General features: G+C 69.0%; 14 protein-coding genes. 8 read left to right on the top strand and 6 right to left on the bottom strand.

What is annotated here, in order from left to right:
• Positions 1 to 22: 22 nt before the first annotated feature.
• Entirely contained in the window at positions 23 to 1,039 is a 1,017-nt protein-coding gene (locus WS75_RS14815) for an ABC transporter substrate-binding protein (RefSeq protein ID WP_059681147.1), read from the bottom strand.
• A gap of 236 nt (positions 1,040 to 1,275) precedes the next feature.
• Here WS75_RS14815 and WS75_RS14810 point away from each other — a divergent pair, with 236 nt between their 5' ends.
• Both WS75_RS14810 and WS75_RS14805 read left to right on the top strand, forming a co-directional pair.
• Complete coding sequence (locus WS75_RS14810; protein WP_059681146.1) at positions 1,276 to 1,941, top strand: response regulator transcription factor; 666 nt, start codon at positions 1,276 to 1,278, stop codon at positions 1,939 to 1,941.
• Positions 1,928 to 3,349 carry a sensor histidine kinase gene (locus tag WS75_RS14805; protein ID WP_059681145.1) on the top strand — a complete coding sequence of 474 codons (1,422 nt, stop codon included), beginning with the start codon at positions 1,928 to 1,930 and terminating at the stop codon, positions 3,347 to 3,349. Before WS75_RS14810 ends, WS75_RS14805 begins: the two co-directional genes overlap by 14 nt.
• Before the next feature lie 229 nt (positions 3,350 to 3,578).
• Here the strand turns inward: WS75_RS14805 and WS75_RS14800 are convergent, their stop codons facing one another.
• On the bottom strand, positions 3,579 to 4,430 hold the full coding sequence (locus WS75_RS14800; protein WP_059681144.1) for an SDR family oxidoreductase: 852 nt from the start codon (positions 4,428 to 4,430) through the stop codon (positions 3,579 to 3,581).
• Between the two features lie 253 nt (positions 4,431 to 4,683).
• Here WS75_RS14800 and WS75_RS14795 point away from each other — a divergent pair, with 253 nt between their 5' ends.
• Positions 4,684 to 5,607 (top strand): LysR family transcriptional regulator, encoded by a 924-nt coding sequence (locus WS75_RS14795; RefSeq protein WP_059681143.1) that lies wholly within the window; start codon positions 4,684 to 4,686, stop codon positions 5,605 to 5,607.
• Positions 5,608 to 5,669: 62 nt separating this feature from the next.
• Here the strand turns inward: WS75_RS14795 and WS75_RS14790 are convergent, their stop codons facing one another.
• Positions 5,670 to 6,101, bottom strand: a complete 432-nt coding sequence (locus tag WS75_RS14790) for an Lrp/AsnC family transcriptional regulator (RefSeq protein WP_006753967.1) — start codon at positions 6,099 to 6,101, stop codon at positions 5,670 to 5,672.
• 289 nt (positions 6,102 to 6,390) lie between these two features.
• On the opposite strand from WS75_RS14790, the gene WS75_RS14785 reads away from it, so the two are divergent.
• Both WS75_RS14785 and ctlX read left to right on the top strand, forming a co-directional pair.
• Positions 6,391 to 7,470, top strand: a complete 1,080-nt coding sequence (locus WS75_RS14785) for an ornithine cyclodeaminase (RefSeq protein WP_059681142.1) — start codon at positions 6,391 to 6,393, stop codon at positions 7,468 to 7,470.
• Positions 7,471 to 7,529: 59 nt separating this feature from the next.
• Entirely contained in the window at positions 7,530 to 8,531 is a 1,002-nt protein-coding gene (gene ctlX, locus WS75_RS14780) for a citrulline utilization hydrolase CtlX (RefSeq protein ID WP_059681141.1), read from the top strand.
• A gap of 153 nt (positions 8,532 to 8,684) precedes the next feature.
• Here the strand turns inward: ctlX and WS75_RS14775 are convergent, their stop codons facing one another.
• The 3 genes from WS75_RS14775 to WS75_RS14765 are packed head-to-tail and all read right to left on the bottom strand — an operon-like array spanning position 8,685 to position 13,905.
• A complete protein-coding gene (locus tag WS75_RS14775) occupies positions 8,685 to 11,465 on the bottom strand; it encodes an Hsp70 family protein (protein ID WP_059681140.1) in 2,781 nt (926 codons plus the stop codon).
• 5 nt (positions 11,466 to 11,470) lie between these two features.
• Positions 11,471 to 13,312 carry an Hsp70 family protein gene (locus WS75_RS14770; RefSeq protein ID WP_059681139.1) on the bottom strand — a complete coding sequence of 614 codons (1,842 nt, stop codon included), beginning with the start codon at positions 13,310 to 13,312 and terminating at the stop codon, positions 11,471 to 11,473.
• Entirely contained in the window at positions 13,309 to 13,905 is a 597-nt protein-coding gene (locus WS75_RS14765) for a DUF2760 domain-containing protein (RefSeq protein WP_059681138.1), read from the bottom strand. The genes WS75_RS14770 and WS75_RS14765 overlap by 4 nt, the downstream gene beginning before the upstream one ends.
• A gap of 373 nt (positions 13,906 to 14,278) precedes the next feature.
• On the opposite strand from WS75_RS14765, the gene WS75_RS14760 reads away from it, so the two are divergent.
• The 3 genes from WS75_RS14760 (at position 14,279) to WS75_RS14750 (ending at position 17,570) form a co-directional block, all read left to right on the top strand.
• A complete protein-coding gene (locus WS75_RS14760; protein WP_156429783.1) occupies positions 14,279 to 15,205 on the top strand; it encodes a LysR family transcriptional regulator in 927 nt (308 codons plus the stop codon).
• 112 nt (positions 15,206 to 15,317) lie between these two features.
• Positions 15,318 to 16,448 (top strand): DSD1 family PLP-dependent enzyme, encoded by a 1,131-nt coding sequence (locus WS75_RS14755; RefSeq protein ID WP_059681136.1) that lies wholly within the window; start codon positions 15,318 to 15,320, stop codon positions 16,446 to 16,448.
• A 150-nt stretch (positions 16,449 to 16,598) separates the two neighbouring features.
• Complete coding sequence (locus WS75_RS14750; RefSeq protein ID WP_059681135.1) at positions 16,599 to 17,570, top strand: ornithine cyclodeaminase family protein; 972 nt, start codon at positions 16,599 to 16,601, stop codon at positions 17,568 to 17,570.
• Position 17,571 lies beyond the last annotated feature (1 nt).

The raw sequence follows: 17,571 nt of genomic DNA, 5'->3' as shown, positions 1-17,571 counted from the left end.
GTCCGGCGACGGACGGCGGCGATCAGCCGGTCCGGTAGTCGTCGAGCATCGGCGCGAACATCTCGTGCCACGCGCGCGGCTTCGCCTTGATCGTGCCGGCGAGATACAGGAATTCGACGTAGTCCATCAGCTGGTTCGGCCGCACCGAGAAACGCGTGTCCGGCGCGGCGAGCATCTGCATCACGTCGTCGTGCGATACGCCGACACCCGACGAGGCCGCATACAGCGCGGCCGCCGCGCGCGGGTCCTGCGCGATCAGGCGGTTCGCTTCGTCGAGCGCGCCGAGAAATGCCGAGGCCAGCGCGGGTTCCGTATCGACGAGCCGCTTCGGCGCGAACACGACGTCGAGCGTCAGCGGGCCGAGCACGTCGACCGAATTCACGACGCGATGAATGCCCGGCTGCCGCAACTCGAGGGTCGAGAACGGCGGCGACGTGAAGTGCGCCGTGACGCCGTTCTCGCGGCGGATCAGCGCCTGCATCGCCTGCGGATGCGGCAGGTTCACGGTGATCGAATCGAGTTGCGCGAAATGCTTCGCGCCGAGCTGGCGGCTCGCGACCATCTGCAGCACGACCGCCGACAGCGACGTGCGAATGCCCGGTACGGCGATCCGGTCGGACGGCGTGAAGTCGCGCAGCGACCCAAGACCCGGCCGATTCGCATTGAGCGACAGCGACGTCGTGGACAATCCGCTGATGCCGATCACCTCGACGTTCGGAATCCCCCGTGCCCGCGCCCACAGCTCGATGAAGCCCGGCGCGCCGGCGCCCGCGAAATCGAGCGTGCCGGCCATCATCGCGTCGTTGACGGAATTGCCGCCGTCGAGCAGCATCCAGTCGACCGCGACCTCGCGCACGCCGTGCCGCGCCGCGTGCTGCTCGAACAAGCGCTGCTTCTCCATCACGAGCAGCGGCAGGTACAGCACGCCGTAGCCCTTCGAGATCCGCACCGTGCGCGGCTTCGCGCGCACCAGCGACGGTGCGGCAAGCATGCCGAGGCCGGCGGCGAGCAACGCGCGGCGGCGTGGCGACGTCGTCATGCGCACGCCTGCGTACCGCGTGCGGCAAGCGACGACGCGGCAGCCCGCGTCAGGCTTCGCCGTGCATTCGGCCGCGCCTTCGTCGTGCCCGTGACATGCTGCATGTTGCCGTCTCCTCTGGTATTAATGCCGTCATCGCTCGTTCCGGCTGAACACAGGTTATCGAGCGAGTCTGAGAAAATGCTGACATCCCGGCCTCGGGAAAACCCCTAACCCATCTACCTGCAAACGGCACCATGCGCATTCTCGTCGTGGAGGACGACGCCGAAATCGGCGCGGCGATCCACAGCCGCCTCGCGCGGCTCGGCCATGCCGTCGATCTCGAAACCGACGGCTCGACCGCGAACGGATTGCTGCGCATCGAGCGCTTCGACCTCGTCGTGCTCGATGCGAACTTGCCCGGCCTCGACGGCTTCTCGGTGCTGCGCAACCTGCGCGCGTCGGGCAGCACGACGCCGGTGCTGCTCGTTACCGCGCGTTCCGCGATCGACGACCGAGTGAGCGGCCTGGGCCTCGGCGCCGACGACTACCTCGTGAAGCCGTTCGACTACCGCGAGCTCGATGCGCGCGTGCAGGCGCTGCTGCGCCGTAACAGCGGCCATGCGAATGACGTGCTGACGCTCGGCGGCCTCGTGATCGACCGCAGCAGCCGGCTTGCCGAACTCGACGGCCAGCCGCTGTCGCTGTCGCGCCAGGAATTCGCGCTGCTCGAGATTCTCGCAAGCCGCCCGCAGCGGATCTTCTCCAAGGACGAACTGCTGAACCAGCTGTTCAGCTTCGGCAACGAGCCGACCGCGAACGCGGTCGAGCAGTACGTGACACGCGTGCGCAAGAAGCTGCAGGGCAGCTCGGTCGAGATTCGCACCGCGCGCGGGATGGGGTATCAGATTGCCGCGCATTGACTGGTTCCCGAAGACACTGTTCGGGCGCACGCTGCTGTTCATCGCGCTCGTCGTCGCGACCGGCGCGCTCGCGCTCGCGGCGATCGCGCGCTACTACGCGGGCGTCGCGGCCGAACGCGCGTACGACCAGTTGCTCGCCGGCGCGTCGATCCAGGTCGCGGAGAACCTCTACGTGCAAGGCGGCGTGCTGGCGCTGAACCCGCCCGTCGCCGCGCTGTCGACGCTGTCGCGTTACGACCTCGTCTACTACAAGGTCGTCGATTCGCGCGGCGTCGTCGTGGCCGGCTACAACGATCTCGCGAGCCCCGCGACGCTCGCCGCCGCGAAGCAGGGCCCCGCGTTCGCGAACGCCGTCTACCAGGGGCACCGGATCCGCACGGCGACCATCGCGCGTTACATGCCCGAGGAAAGCACGCCCGGCTGGGCGCTCGTGACCGTTGCGCAAACCACCAACGCGCGCCAGCAGCTCACGAACGACATGAGCATCAAGGTGTGGACGCTGATCGTGCTGATGAGCGTGCTCGCGATCGGCGCGAGCGGCCTCGCGATCCGGCGCGGCCTGCGGCCGCTCGCGCAGATCGGCACGCTCATCGCCGCGCGCGACCCGGCCGACCTGCGGCCCGTGGCCGTCGATACGCCGAGCGAAATCGACGCGATCATCGGCTCGATCAACGGGTTGATACACCGCCTGGCCGAGCGCATCAACGCAATGCAGCGCTTCATCGCCGACGCCGCGCACCAGATGCGCACGCCGCTCGCGCGGCTCGACGCGCAGATTGAATTGCTCGACGGCGAATCCGATCCCGCGCGTCATGCGGCACGCCTCGACGCGCTGCGCGCAACCAGCGCGGACGTCGGCCGCCTCACGGGGCAGTTGCTCAATCATGCGATGGTGATTCATCGCACCGAGGTCGTGCCGCTGCAACCCGTCGACCTCGTCGCGCTCGCGAAGGACGTGCTCGGCCGCACGATTCCGCTCGCGGACACGCGCGATGTGGCCGTCGCGTTCGCGAGCGACGCCCCGCACGCGTGGATCGACGGCGATGCGATCAGTCTGCAAGAGGCGTTGTCGAACGTGCTGCACAACGCGCTGCTGCATGGGCATGCAGACGATATCGTCGTGTCGGTCACCAGCGCGGGCAACGCGGATCAAGCGGTGACGCTGACCGTCACCGACAACGGGCGGGGGATTCCGCGCGAGCATTGGGAGGCGGCATTGCAGCCGTTCGTCCGGATCGCGCCGGACGGCAGCGAGCGTCGAACCGGGTCGGGGCTCGGGCTCGCGATCGTGCAGGAAGTGATGAAGGCGCACGGCGGGCGCATCGGGTTCGCGTTTCCGGATGCCGGCGGGTTCGCGGTGGTGATGACGTTTCCGAGGGCGGCGAGGATGGGCGCGACGCGGGCATAGGCCGGTTAAACCCGGCTCACGGTCGATCGGGGCACTTGCTTCAACTCATGAGCCGCTGGGCATCATGTGTTTGCCACCGATGAGCCACGCCGACTCCACCGCCACCGCCTCCCCGCCCGGATACGCATCGCGCACGTGTTCGTCGATCGCGCCATCCGCCGCCGACACCGAACGCGCGAATCCGACGTGTATTACGCATGCCGCCGCACCTGCGCGGCGTCGCCGCCGCTCAGCGCCAGCTATCGGCGTAATCCGCAACGAACCGCTCGAACGCGATCGGCGCCCGCCCGAGCAGCGTCTGCACGTCGGCGCTGACGGCCGCCGCGTGGCCGGCCGCGATCATCCGGTTCAGGCTCATCAGCACATCGATCGACCACGCGTCGGCACCCGCGGCGCGCATGGATTCGATCGCCGCATCGTCCGTCACCGGCACGTACGCGACCTTGCGACCGAGCGCCGTGCCGATCCGTGCGGCCACATCTGCGTTCGACAGTGCTTCGCCGCCCGTCAGCTCGTAGATCCGGCCAGCATGATCGGCCGGGTGCCGCAGGATCGTCGCATTGACGGCGGCGATGTCGCGCACGTCGACGAACGACACCTTCCCGTCGCCCTGCGGCAGATACAGTGCGCCGTCGCGAATCATGCCCGCGTAGTACGTGACGAAGTTCTGCATGAAGCAGTTGGGCCGCGTGATCGTGTATGAGATGCCCGACTCCATCACGAGCCGGTCGATCTCGCCTTGCACGCGCCCGATCGCGACCGGCGACGCGGCGTCGGCACCCGCGCCCGACGAGCGGACGATGTGCTTGACGCCGGCTGCCCGGGCCGCCGCAACCGCATTGCCGGCCAGCGTCACCATGTCGGCCTGCAGCGGCAGCAGCAGGAACAGCGTGTCGATGCCCTGGAACGCATGCGCGAGGCTCGCGGCGTCGGCAAGATTCGCGCGACGCGTTTCGACGCCTTCGACCGCCCTGCCGCTGTTCGAGCTGGCGATCACATGCGCGCCGGCCGCCTTCAGTTGCGCGACGAGTTCGCGCCCGATGTTCCCGGTCGCGCCGGTCACGAGAATGGTGTGGGACATGATGCCTCCTGATCGCAAATGGAATTCGCGCCGCATTGCCGGGCCGCGACGACCGCCTCGACATACGAAGCCGCCATCGCCGCCGCGCCGGCGCGCAAGCGGCTCCGCGCCTGTTCGCCTGCGTCACGGATAGCTGATGATGCGCCGCCGGTCCGCGGAACACGACACGACGGACCTCATCCTAGTCGCGCTCATTCATGCCGAATAGTCCATAATGTGTCGAATTAATTTCAACGATTTAGATTGAATCGTCATGAACGATCTGCGTGTGCTGGAAAGCTTTCTCCGGACCGTGGAAGCCGGCAGTTTCTCCGCGGCGGCCAGCCGGCTGGGCGTCACGCCTGCGGCCGTCAGCAAGCATGTCGCGAAACTGGAGCGCAGCCTCGGCACGCGGCTGTTCCGCCGCACGACGCGCAGCCTCACGCTGACGGAGGCCGGCGAACGGCTGTACGCCGAAACGTCGGCGGCGGCCAACGCGCTGAGCCAGGCGATGGCGACCCTGACCGAGCGCGACGCGCGCCCCGCCGGCACGCTGCGCATCAGCATCGCGCCGGGGTTCGGGCGCCAGTACGTGTTGCCGCTGATGCCGGCGTTCCTCGAACGCTTTCCGGACCTCCGGCTCGACTGGAGCCTCGAGAACCGCCACGTCGATCTGGTGAAGGAAGGCTTCGACGCCGCGATCGGCTCGGGCGTCGAGGACGACGCAAACGTCGTCGCGCGCGAACTGGTGCCGATCCGGTTGCTGACGGTCGCATCGCCCGCATATCTGGCGAAGCACGGCGAACCGGCGACGCTCGCCGAGCTGTCGCGCCACGACTGCATCCGGTTGCGCTCTGCGACGACGGGCCGCGTGCGCGACTGGGCGTTCACGGTGAAGGGCGAAACGGTGACGGTCCCGATCGACGGACGCGTCGTGCTGACCGACCTGGATGCCATCTGCGATGCGGCCGTGGCAGGCATGGGGCTCGCGCGGCTCGGCGCGCATCATGTGCTGCCCTATCTCGACGACGGCCGGCTCGTGCGCGTGCTCACCCGCTATCCGGCGACGGCCGGCACGATCTGCGTGTACTACGCGCACGCGCGCCTCACGCCACCGAAGGTGCGCGCGTTCGTCGAGTTTCTGACGGAGTCGTTTTCGCGAAGCGACTGGCGGGCGCGCGTCGACGCGTTCGGCTGACGGGAATCGACAGGCGCCGGCCTTTCACGCGCGGTCGCTTCATGCCGACCGCCCGGCGCGCGTCATGCCTTGTGCGTCGACAGCAGAATGCTCGTCTCGGTGCTCGCGATGCCGTCGATCAGCCGGATCGCGCCGAGCACGCGATCGAAATGCTCGAGCGAATCGGCATGCAGCTCGGCGACGAGATCCCAGCGGCCGTTGGTGCTGTGGATCGACGCGACGTTCGGATGCCCGCGCAGCACCTTCACCACCTCGGCGCCGCGATTGCCCTGCACCGCGATCGACATCAGCGCGCGGATCCGGTGCCGTTCGGCCGCCGGCTTGAGCCGCACCGTATAACCAACGATCACGCCGTTTTTCTCCAGCCGCGTCAGCCGGTTCTGCACGGTCGCGCGCGCGACGCGCAATTCCTTCGCCAGGGCGACGACGGGCAGTCGCGCGTTGTCGCGCAGCAGCGCGATGAGCTGCCGGTCGACGTCGTCGAGCGTAATCATGAAGGGGCCTTCCTGTTGAGCGTGAACCGGCCGCCAGCGTGCCGGAGGCTGCGCATTCCGACCAGCACGAAACTGGCAAACTGCCGGATATGGCTGGCATTTTGACAAGTCTATCGATAAATCTGCCACTTTTGCCGTCTTTTTGTTGGCTCGACTCCCGGAAATAATGACTCCATCGACCGGCCGAATACGCCGTGCCGCCGCTTTTCAGCAAGCCCGCACCGAAGCATCGCCCGGTCGACCGGAATGCCAGGACACCCGTACCGGCAAAGACAATGGAGACAGACCGATGACTCGCTTCCTCGACGTTCCCGCCACCGCCCGCCTGATCGCCAAAACCGGCGTCACGACGTTCCTGCGCGAACTCGTCGACACGCTGCGCGCCGATTACCTGCAGTGGGCCGATTTCGACAAGTCGCCGCGCGTCGCATGCCACTCGCGCGACGGCGTGATCGAACTGATGCCCGTCGCGAACGCGTCGCTGTTCGCGTTCAAATATGTGAACGGCCACCCCGTCAACGCGGCGCGCGGGATGCACACGGTGATGGCATTCGGCGCGCTCGCCGAAGTCGATACCGGCTACCCGCTGCTGCTCGCCGAACTCACGCTGACGACCGCGCTGCGCACGGCCGCCACGTCGGTGCTCGCCGCGCAGGTGCTCGCCCGGCCCGACTCGCGCACGATGACACTGATCGGCAACGGCGCGCAGAGCGAATTCCAGGCGATCGCGTTCCACACGCTGCTCGGCATCGACGAAATCCGCGTGTTCGACGTCGATCCGCTCGCGACCGACAAGCTCGTGCAGAACCTCGCCGCGTACCCTGAATTGCGCGTCGTGCGCGCCGCATCGACCGCCGACGCCGTGCGCGGCGCCGACATCGTGACGACCGTCACCGCCGACAAGGCGTACGCGACGATCGTCACGGCCGACATGATCGAGCCCGGCATGCACCTGAACGCGGTCGGCGGCGATTGCCCCGGCAAGACCGAGCTCGAAGCGGGCGTGCTGCAGGCGGGCCGCGTGTTCGTCGAATTCGAGCCGCAGTCGCGCATCGAAGGCGAGATCCAGCAGATGCCGGCCGACTTCCCCGTCACCGAGCTGTGGCGGGTCCTGCAACGCGAAACGACCGGCCGCGAACGCGCGGACGAAGTGACCGTGTTCGACTCGGTCGGCTTCGCGCTCGAGGATTATTCGGCGCTGCGCTACCTGTACGCGCTCGCGCAGCAGCACAACGCCGGTGTCGAGATCGCGCTGATTCCGCCGGCCGTCGACCCGAAGAATCTGTTCGCGCTGATCGACGACCCGGCCGCCATCGCGCAGCGTCACGCGGCGTTCGTCACCGAAGCCGTCGCCGCAATCGCGCGCTGACCGTCATCGCCGGGCGGCCCGTGCGCAGCCCGGCTCCCTGCCTTTCGCTCCTGTCTTCCATGAATCTCGTATCGATCCAGGCGCCGGCCGCCGTCGTGATGATCCGGCCGCACCGTTTCCTGCCGAACCCGCAGACCGCGGCCGACAACGCGTTCCAGCGCACGGCCGGCAGCGGCTCGATCGGCACGTCGTCGGTGTCGGCCGCCGCACGCGACGAAGTCACGGCCGCCGCGCAGACGCTCGCCGATGCGGGCGTGCGCGTGCACGTGTTCGACGACCACGGCGAGCGCGACACGCCCGATTCCGTGTTCCCGAACAACTGGTTCTCGACGCATCCGGGCGGCCACGTCGCGCTGTATCCGATGCACAGCCCGAACCGCCGCCGCGAGCGGCGTGCGGACATCGTCGAAATGCTGAAGGCCGAGTATCGCGTGCAGGACGTGATCGACTATTCGGGTCTCGAATACGACGACGTGTTCCTCGAAGGCACCGGCGCGATGGTGCTCGACCACGTCGCGCGGATCGCATATACCGCGCGGTCGCGCCGTGCCGATCCGGTCGCGCTCGAACGCTTCTGCACGCATTTCAATTTCGAGCCGATCTGCTTCGATACGGCCGATGCCGACGGGCGCCCGATCTATCACACGAACGTGATGATGAGCGTCGCGACGGAGTTCGCGATGGTCGGCCTCGACCTGATCGCCGACGGCCGGCGCCGCATCGAGATCGCGCAACGCCTGACCGAAACGGGACGTGCGGTGATCGCACTCGATCAGTCGCAGATCGCGAATTTCGCGGGCAATACGCTGGAATTGTCGGGAAGCAACGGGCGTGTGCTTGCGCTGTCGCGACGCGCATTTGATTGCCTCACACCTGACCAGCGTGCGGTGATCGAGCGCTCGGCACGGCTGCTGCCGCTCGACGTGCCGACGATCGAACTGGCCGGCGGATCGGTGCGCTGTATGCTGGCGGGGATTCATCTCGCGCGGCGGGCGGCGGCGCCGGATGCGATTGCCGTGCAGTCGGCCGCATTGCCGCACGAGACGACGCCGCAAATCTGACCGGCAGGCTCACAAAGCGCAAACGGCTGCCGATGCGATGCAACGGCAGCCGTTTTTTTGTTCGATGGGCATTGATTCGGCGAGCGTCAGCCCGCATCGGCAACGCCACGAAATGCTCCGGCATCCGAACGATACCGGAGCCCGCCGCGCCACTCACCCGGCCAGCAGCTTCAACCCGGCCGGCAGCGTTTCGCCGAACACACGCGCCGTGTCGGCTTCGTCGAACGCGATCGCTTCGCGCACCATGTCGATCCAAGCCGCCGACGCATTCGCGGCCGACAGACGCTTGATCACCGCGTCGCGCGTATCGTCCGGCAGGTCGCGTGAACGGTCGCCCGTCATCCGGGCAATCTGCGCAGCCGCGAACGCGGCCGGCTCGACCTGCTTCCAGTCGAGCGCGAACAGCGCGTCGAGCCAGCCGTTGGCGACTTCCGCAGGCACGACGCTGTGCGCGCTGCCGTAGAACGGCCGGCGCGCGCCGATGCGCCCGAGCGCCCACGCACACAACGCGCGCTCGGCCGGCTTCTGCAATTGCGCGATCAGGCGCTCGGCCAGCTCGACCTTGCGCTCGACGGGCAATCGTTCGAGCGACGCGGACAGCCGCGTCATGTCGGCCGGGCCCACCTTGCCCGGATCGAACGGCAGCTTGTGCCGCTTGTCGTCGGACGGTTCGAGGAACGCGATCGCGTCGCGCACCTGCGTCTGCGCATCGTCGTCGAGGCCGCCGGCCACGCGCCGCCACAGCGTCCACCACTCCGACCACACCTGCCCGTCGTTCACGTATTGAATGCCGTCGTCGAACAGCGGCCACAGCTGCTCGATGCGCCATGCGTCGAGCGGATGGCCGAAGCCCGGGCGCAGGCAATAACCGGCGAGGTTCAGCCACGCGCGTTCGTGATCGGCCGAGCGACGGCGCCGCCGCGCCCGCGCAAGCAGCGCGTCGAACAGCTCGCGCGCGAGCGCGACGTCCCACTCTTCGCGCGGGCCGAGCACCTGTTCGAGTTGCGCGCGCAACCGTCGCGTGTCCTTCGGCGTGACGTCCGCGGCCTTGCTGCCGAACGAGCGCTCGATCAATTCGATCGCGTGATCGAGACGCGGATGGCGCGCATGCGCCGCATCGTCGCCCGGTGCGGGCGCGTCGCCGCGCAACTGGAATTCGAGCCGCCAGCGGCGTGCCGCGTCATCGGTCGCGATGCAGTGCATTTCGAGCGTGCCGACCTCGGTCAGCGACGCGGTGAGCTTCACCGGCGTTTCGCGCGCATCGCTGCCCGCCTGCCGCTCGACGACCGTCGCGATGGGCGGCAGCCGCACGAAATCGCCGCCGTCGAGTGCGACGAGATCGCCGGGCCGGTACGCGGTGTCGGCCACCGTCGACACGAGGTGGAAACGCACCGGCTGCCCGAGCTGCAGTGCGAAGGTACGATCCTCGAGCCGGATCTCGCGGCCCTCTTCCGCTCCGCGCGGCAGCAGGCAGACGCCGCGCGCGGCTGCGTCGCCGGCGCCGTCATCGAGCACGAGGAAATAGCTGCGCGCGGAACCGCCGCCGATGCGCGGCGCATGCCCGGCGCGCGCGAGGCCGTACGCCACCGCGCCGCGCGCGACGGCCACGTCCGGATGCGCGTTGTGCAGCACGTCGAGCGGCGCGCCGCGCCACGCGCCGAGCGTCTGCGCGAGACGGCCGGCGAGCGCGCCCGCACGGAACACGCCGCCGTTGAGCAGCAGCGTGTCGGGCAGCGGGCCTTCCGCGTGACGGTTCAGGAACGCGGCGACGTGCCGCGTGACGGCCGGGTCGCTCGCATACGGCAACCCGAATTCGACGATTGCCGCCCGCGCGCGGCGCGGCAGTTCGCCGGCCTCGACCTGCGGAAAGAAACCGTCGACGACGATCTGTTCGACTTCCTGCCGTGTCAGTTCGGCCGAACGCGCGCCGCCGACGAGCTTGCTGCCCGCGCCGAGCAGCGTGACGGTGACGGACGCCGGTGCGTCGTCGCCGAGCAGCCGCTCCTTCGCGGCACGGCAGCGCTCGACGAGCTGCGACAGGCTCGCGGCCGACAGCCGCGTGCCGGGCTCGGTCAGCCGCGTTTCGACCAGGCGCGCGAGCGCGAGGTCCATGTTGTCGCCGCCGAGCATCAGGTGATTGCCGACGCCGACGCGCGTGAAGGTCGGCTCGCCGTCGTCGCCCGGTGCGACATCGACGAGCGTGAGATCGGTCGTGCCGCCGCCGACGTCGCAGATCAGCACGCGCCGCGCGTCGGCGAACGTGTCGCGCAACGTCTCGCGCTGGCCGTACAGCCAGTCGTAGAACGCGGCCTGCGGCTCTTCCAGCAGCCGCAGCGCGGGCAGCTTCGCGCGCCGCGCGGCCTCGACCGTCAACGCGCGCGCGCCGTCGTCGAACGACGCGGGCACCGTCAGGATCACGTCCTGCTTCGCGAGCGGCGCATCGGGAAAACGGGCATCCCACGCGTCGCGCACGTGCGCGAGATAGCTCGCGCTCGCGTCGACCGGCGACACCTTGTCGACGCCGTCGGCCGCGCCCCACGGCAGGATCGCGGCGAGCCGGTCGACCGATGCGTGCGACAGCCAGCTCTTCGCACTCGACACGAGCCGGCCCGGCACCTGCGCGCCGAGCGTGCGCGCATAGCGGCCGATCACGGGCGGCAGCGCGTCACCAGCGCCGCCGTCGCGGCCGCCGCCCGAACGGGCGGCTGCGTCGCGCGCGCCGGCCGCCTGCCACGGCAACCTCAACGCGTCCGCCGCAAGCTCGCCGGCCGCAGGGTGATAGCGCACCGACGGCAGCAGCGGCTGCGCGGCCACCGCGCCGGGGCCGACGAGTTGCTCGACGTCGAACACGCGGATCGCGTCGGAGCCGGCCTCGACGTATGCGACGACCGTGTTGCTCGTGCCGAGGTCGATGCCGACCGTATAGCGCTTCATCGCGCTCAGGCGGCGCCGCGCACGTCGAACTCGACCTTCCAGCGCTCGTCGGTGCCGCTCGGGATCGCCTCGAGTTCGAGCGTGCCGGCTTCGGTCACGCGCGCATGCAGCTTCACGGGCACGATCTCGCCGACCGTGCGCCCTTCAGCGGGCAACGTCGCCTGGATTTCCTCGAGTTCCTGAAGTTCTTCCGGCGACCAGTAATCGAGCAGCGTGCCGACCTGGTCCTGGCGGCGCACCGATGAACCGAAGAAGCGGAACTGCACCGGCTCGCCGACGACGAGGCCGAACTCCTGCGGCGGCAGCGCCGCGTCCGAGCCTTCCTCCATCCCGAACGGCGCGACGCACAGCGCCTGCACCGGCGGCTCGAGCCCCGGCACCGCGGGCATCGCCGACTCGATCGCAACGTAGTACGCACGCGCCGTGCCGCCGCGAATGCGCACGCCACGGCCGCGCTTCACGTAGCCGTAGTAAGCCGCGCCGCGCGCGACCGCGAGATCGAGATCCGCGCCTTCGAGCAGGCGTGCGGGCGGCGCGCCTTCGGCGGCGAGCCAGCTGTTGAGCGTATCGAGCACGCGCTGCGTGAGCAGCGTCGACTTGAACACGCCGCCGTTGAACAGCACGGCCGTCGGATGCAGGAACGTCGCGCCTTGCGGCAGCGTGCGCTGCACGCCTTCGAGCGTGTCGAGCGCCGCGACCTGGCGGCCGAGGAACGCCGCGAGATGGCGCGTGATGCCCGCGTCCTGCGCATACGGCAGGCCGAGCTGCGTCAGGCCGACGCGCGCGCGGCTCACCGGGCGCGCGGCCGCATCGACTTGCGGGAAGAAGCCTTCGAGGATCGTCTGCGTGAGTTCCGCGCGCGTCAGTTCCGTGCGGATCGAGCCCCCGATCAGCTTCGAGCCGCGGCTCGGCACGACGAGCGGCACCGCATCGACGCCCGGGTCGGACAGCAGCGTTTCCTTCGCGGAGCGGCATGCGTAGGTCAGCGCGCGCAATTGCCACGGATCGGCCTGCGTGCCCTGCTGCGCGAGCTTGCGCGCGACCACGTGCGCGAGCGCGAGGTCCATGTTGTCGCCGCCGAGCAGGATGTGCTCGCCGACCGCCACGCGATGCAGTTCCAGGTTGCCGTCGCGCTCGACCACCGCGATCAGCGACAGGTCGGTCGTGCCGCCGCCGACGTCCACGCACAGGATCAGGTCGCCGACCTGCACCTGCTTGCGCCAGCCGCCTTCGCTCTTCTGGATCCAGCTGTAGAGCGCCGCCTGCGGCTCCTCGAGCAGCGTCATCCGCGAATAGCCGGCGGCACGCGCGGCTTCCGCCGTCAGTTCGCGCGCGGCCGGGTCGAACGACGCGGGGATCGTGACCGTCACGTCCTGGTCGGCGAACGGCGCGTCGGGATGCGCGTGGTCCCACGCTTCGCGCAGGTGCGTCAGGTAGCGGATCGAGCTTTCCAGCGGCGACACGCGCGACACCTCGGGCGGCGCATCGCTCGGCAGGATCGCCGCGCGGCGGTCGACGCCCGGGTGGCACAGCCAGCTCTTCGCGCTCGAGACGAGGCGGATCGGCGTGCCCGCGCCGCGGGTGCGCGCCATTTCGCCGACCGCGAAGCCGCGCGATGCCGTCCACGGCAGCGTCAGGTCGCCCTGCGTCAGCTCGCTTTCATGCGGAAGATAGAGGAACGACGGCAGCAGGTCGCGCGACTCCAGCGCGCCGGGCGCGGTCAGCTGCGCGATCGGCAGCACCTGCTGCGTGATCTTTTCGCCGTCGCTCGCGGCACTGTCGACGTACGACAGCGCGCAATGGGTCGTACCGAGATCGATACCGATCGAATAACGCGGATCGCTCACAGTTCCACCTCCGCCGGTGCCACCACCGATGCGTCGTGGCTGCCCGTCAGCTTCGGCAGGCGCACGTCGGCCACGCGCCAGCCGCGATGGCTGACCGTACCCGTGAACGGCGCGGAACCGACCACGTTGCCGGTCACGCGCACGGCCGTCGCGTCGAAGCCGGCCGGCAGCGTCACGCGGCTGCCTTCGGCTTCGTCGCGCACCGGCACGATCGTGAAGTGCTCGCGCAGCGCAGCGCGGCAGCCGTCGTGCACGAGGCGTGCGGCGGCGCCGATGTCGGCGTCCGCATAGCCGGCGATGTCTTCCTCGACGAAGTCGATGAAGCGCGCATCGCGCTGCAACAGGCCGAGCAGTTGCAGCGCGGCTTGCGGGCTCGCTTCGCGCAGCTCGGGGGCCGGGGCCTTCACGGGCGCGGGCGCCGGAGCCGGAGCCGCGGCGGGGGCGGGCGCAACCGGCGCCGGGGCGACCGGTGCCGAGGCGCCGTCGCGCACGCGCAGCACACCGGCCGCGAACTCGCGGTTGCCGAGCACGGAAAAGAATGTGCCGACGGCCAGCGACAGCCGGCCGAAGAAGGACAGGTTGGATTCGGGCATGGGGTCTGGACTCCTGTGGGCTCGCGACACGGCGAGCATCTTGCCTGGGCGCCCGGTGGCGGCGTGCGATCGCGCACTGCCGCCGCCCGGCGCATGATTCGGGCGCGCCCTCTCGGGTGCGGAAAACCCGTATTTTGCCCTGTGGCGGGCAAACCGGGCAGAAGTTGGGGGACAGAACGCGTCGGCGCGCGGGTTTCGCGCCGCGCCGGATTGCGTCGGACTGCCGGCTATAGGGTGCTCGTGAACGATGCCGGTCAGGCATTCCCGCACGTCGATCCCCACAAACACTTGCCGATAGCCGAACATGCGTCGTTGGATTCATCATGCGATGTGGGGTTTAATGCTAGGCAACATCAGCATTAAAGACCACGAAATGCTCGACCTCGACGATCTTCGACTCGTGCGCGCGATCGGCGCGTCGCACTCGTTGGCATCCGCCGCGCGCCTGCTCGACCTCACCCCGCCCGCGGTCACGATCCGCCTGCAGCGGATGGAGGCACGACTGAATGTCCGGCTCGCCGTGCGGCGGCCGAAAGGGATCGCGTTGACCGACGAGGGTCAGCGGCTGTACCAGGAAGCCGTCGGGATTCTCGAGCGCGTCGAGGCGCTGCCGGTCAACATCTCCGGCGATCACAGCGACGTGCAAGGCACGCTGCGCGTCGTCGCGCCGTTCGGCTTCGGACGCAAGTACGTCGCGCGAATCGTGCGTGACGTGCAACGCGCGCATCCGAAGCTCGAAATCTCGCTGCATTTGTCGGAGAGTCCGCTGACCAGCGCGGCGGGGGCCGACGTGGTCATCCATGTCGGCGGCCTGAAGTCGTCGTCGTGGATCGGCTATCCGCTCGCGCCCAACGAGCGGTTCCTGTGCGCGAGCCCCGGTTACGCGCGGCGCATCCACGAACTGGAGCATCCGTCCGATCTCGCCCGCTACGACTGCCTGTGCCTGCGCGAAAACGACGAGGACGTGCCGCGCTGGCGCTTCTCGCAAGCCGGCGATGGCAAGGGCGAATCCAGGCGATCGGCGGTGATTCGCGTCACGGGCGCGCTTTCGTCGAACGACGGCACCGTCATCACCGACTGGGCATTGGCCGGGCTCGGCATCGTCGAACGCTCCGAATGGGACGTCGCGCCGCTGCTGGCCAGCGGCAAGCTGGTCAGGCTGCTGCCCGACTGGCATCTGCCGCCCGCGCCCGTGACCGCGCTGCTGCCATCGCGCACCGGCCGCTCCGCGCGGCAACGGGTCTTCCTCGAAGCCGCGACGCGATTTTTCGATCCGCCGCCGTGGCGCGGCAAGGCATGAGCGGCTTCCCGAATTAAATCGGGCTTAATGGTCAATTTGGCAGACGTTAAACACGCTGCTGGCCAAACGCCCTACAGTGTTCGCTGTCGGCAAACCACCGAGGCAACGCACCATGGGCATCCCGCTTCCGAATACCCCCGCCGCATTGATCGACGTCGGTCGCATGCGTCATAACATCGCGCGCATGCAGGCGCATCTGGACGCGCTCGGCGTCACGTTCCGGCCGCACGTGAAGACCACCAAATGCCAGCATGTCGTCGACGCGCAGATCGCGGCCGGCGCCCAGGGCATCACAGTGTCGACGCTTAAGGAGGCCGAACAATTCTTCGCGGGCGGCGTACGCGACATCGTCTATGCGGTCGGGATGATTCCCGCCAGGCTTGGTAAGGCGCTCGCGCTGCGCCGGCAGGGCTGCGACCTGAAGATCGTCGCCGACAGCCTGCAGACCGCGCACGCCATCGCCGAATTCGGGCGCGAGCACGGCGAGCGCTTCGAAGTCTGGATCGAAGTCGACGTCGACGGCCACCGCTCGGGGATTGCGCCCGACGACGACCTGCTGATCGACGTCGGCCGCGCGCTGGTCGACGGCGGGATGACGCTCGGCGGCGTGCTCGCGCATGCCGGCTCCAGCTACGACTACGACACGCGCGACGCGCTGGTCGCGATCGCCGAACAGGAGCGCAGCCGGACCGTGCGCGCCGCGGAACGCCTCAGGGCCGCGGGGTTGCCCTGCCCGATCGTGAGCATCGGTTCGACGCCGACCGCGTTGTCCGCGGAGCACCTCGACGGCGTGACGGAAGTCCGCGCGGGCGTGTACGTGCTGTTCGACCTCGTGATGCACAACGTCGGTGTGTGCGCGTTGTCCGACATCGCGCTGTCGGTGCTGACCACCGTCATCGGACACCAGGAAGAAAAAGGCTGGGCCATCGTCGACGCGGGCTGGATGGCGATGAGCCGCGATCGCGGCACGCAGCGGCAGGCGCGGGATTTCGGCTACGGGCAGGTGTGTACCGAAGACGGTGAAGTGCTCGGCGAGTACGTGATGAGCGCGGCCAACCAGGAGCACGGCATCGTGTCTCGCGCGGGGATGGCCGACGCCGCGATCGCGAAGCGGTTTCCGATCGGTACCCGTTTGCGGATCCTCCCGAACCACGCGTGCGCGACCGGTGCGCAGCACCCGGAATACCACGCGCTGGGCAGCGACGGCACCGTGCAGACCTGGCCACGCTTCTACGGATGGTAGGAAACCTGAAGGCGACGACCGGTGCAGCGGCGGATGTCGAACGACGAAACCGGCCACCGCACCGTCGCCCGACCGGAATTGACTATTTTTCCAAAACTATACAAACTTTAAAGATCGCGATTCGCATCGCATCCGACAGGCTCCCCCATCATGCCGACAGACGCCCACCTCCTTCTTCTCGACCGGGATGTCGTCGAACCGGCCCTTCAACCCGAACCGGTCATGGCGGCGGTGCGCGAGGCCTTCGTGCTGCACAGTCGACGTGCGGGGCGCGTGTTCCCGGTCGTGCGCGAACGATTGCACACCGGCGGCGTGTTCGGCATCAAGTCCGGCGACGTCGCGGGCCAGGATCTGCTCGGCTTCAAGGCAGCCGGTTTCTGGCCCGGTAATCGAAGCCGGGGCGGCGAGCCGCATCAGGCGACGATCGCGCTGTTCGATCCGGCCACGGGCCGTCCGCTCTGCATCATGGACGGCAATGCGATCACCACCGCCCGGACCGGTGCGGCCGGCGGCCTCGGCCTGCAGGCGCTGGCCCGCCGCGACAGCACGCGCATCTGCGTGTTCGGCACCGGCGTGCAGGCGCGCGTCCAGCTCGACTACGCGCTCGGTCTGCTGCCGCAACGGTGCGCGGTGCAGTATGTGACCGTCAGCGGCGAACCGGACGCGGTGTTCGAATCGGCATTCCGCGAACGCTGCGACATCCGCGTCGCCCTGAACCGGAACGATGCCGTGGCCGCCAGCGATGTGGTCATCACGGCAACGCCGGGCGGCGGCCCGCTGTTCGACGCGGACGCGGTTCAGCCCGGCACCCACCTGACCTGCGTCGGCGCGGACACCGCGGGCAAGCGCGAGCTTCCCGACGGCGTATTGGCGCGCTCGCGCATTTTCGTGGACGATCACGAGCAGGCGCGCAGCATCGGCGAATGCCAATGGGCGCCCGATCTGCCGCGCGCTGAAATCGGCGACGTGCTGGCCGGCACCGTGCCCGTCGATCGATCGCCGGACGAGATCACCGTGTTCGACATGACGGGACTCGCGCTGCAGGACCTGACCGTTGCGCGTTTCCTGTACCGGCAGGCCGTCGAAAACGACGCGGGACGTTCGATCCCGTGGCCGTGGTGAA

The sequence above is a fragment of the Burkholderia sp. FL-7-2-10-S1-D7 genome, from assembly GCF_001524185.1.
GTDB classification, from domain to species: domain Bacteria; phylum Pseudomonadota; class Gammaproteobacteria; order Burkholderiales; family Burkholderiaceae; genus Burkholderia; species Burkholderia diffusa.
This window is presented reverse-complemented; position numbering and strand designations above follow the sequence as displayed.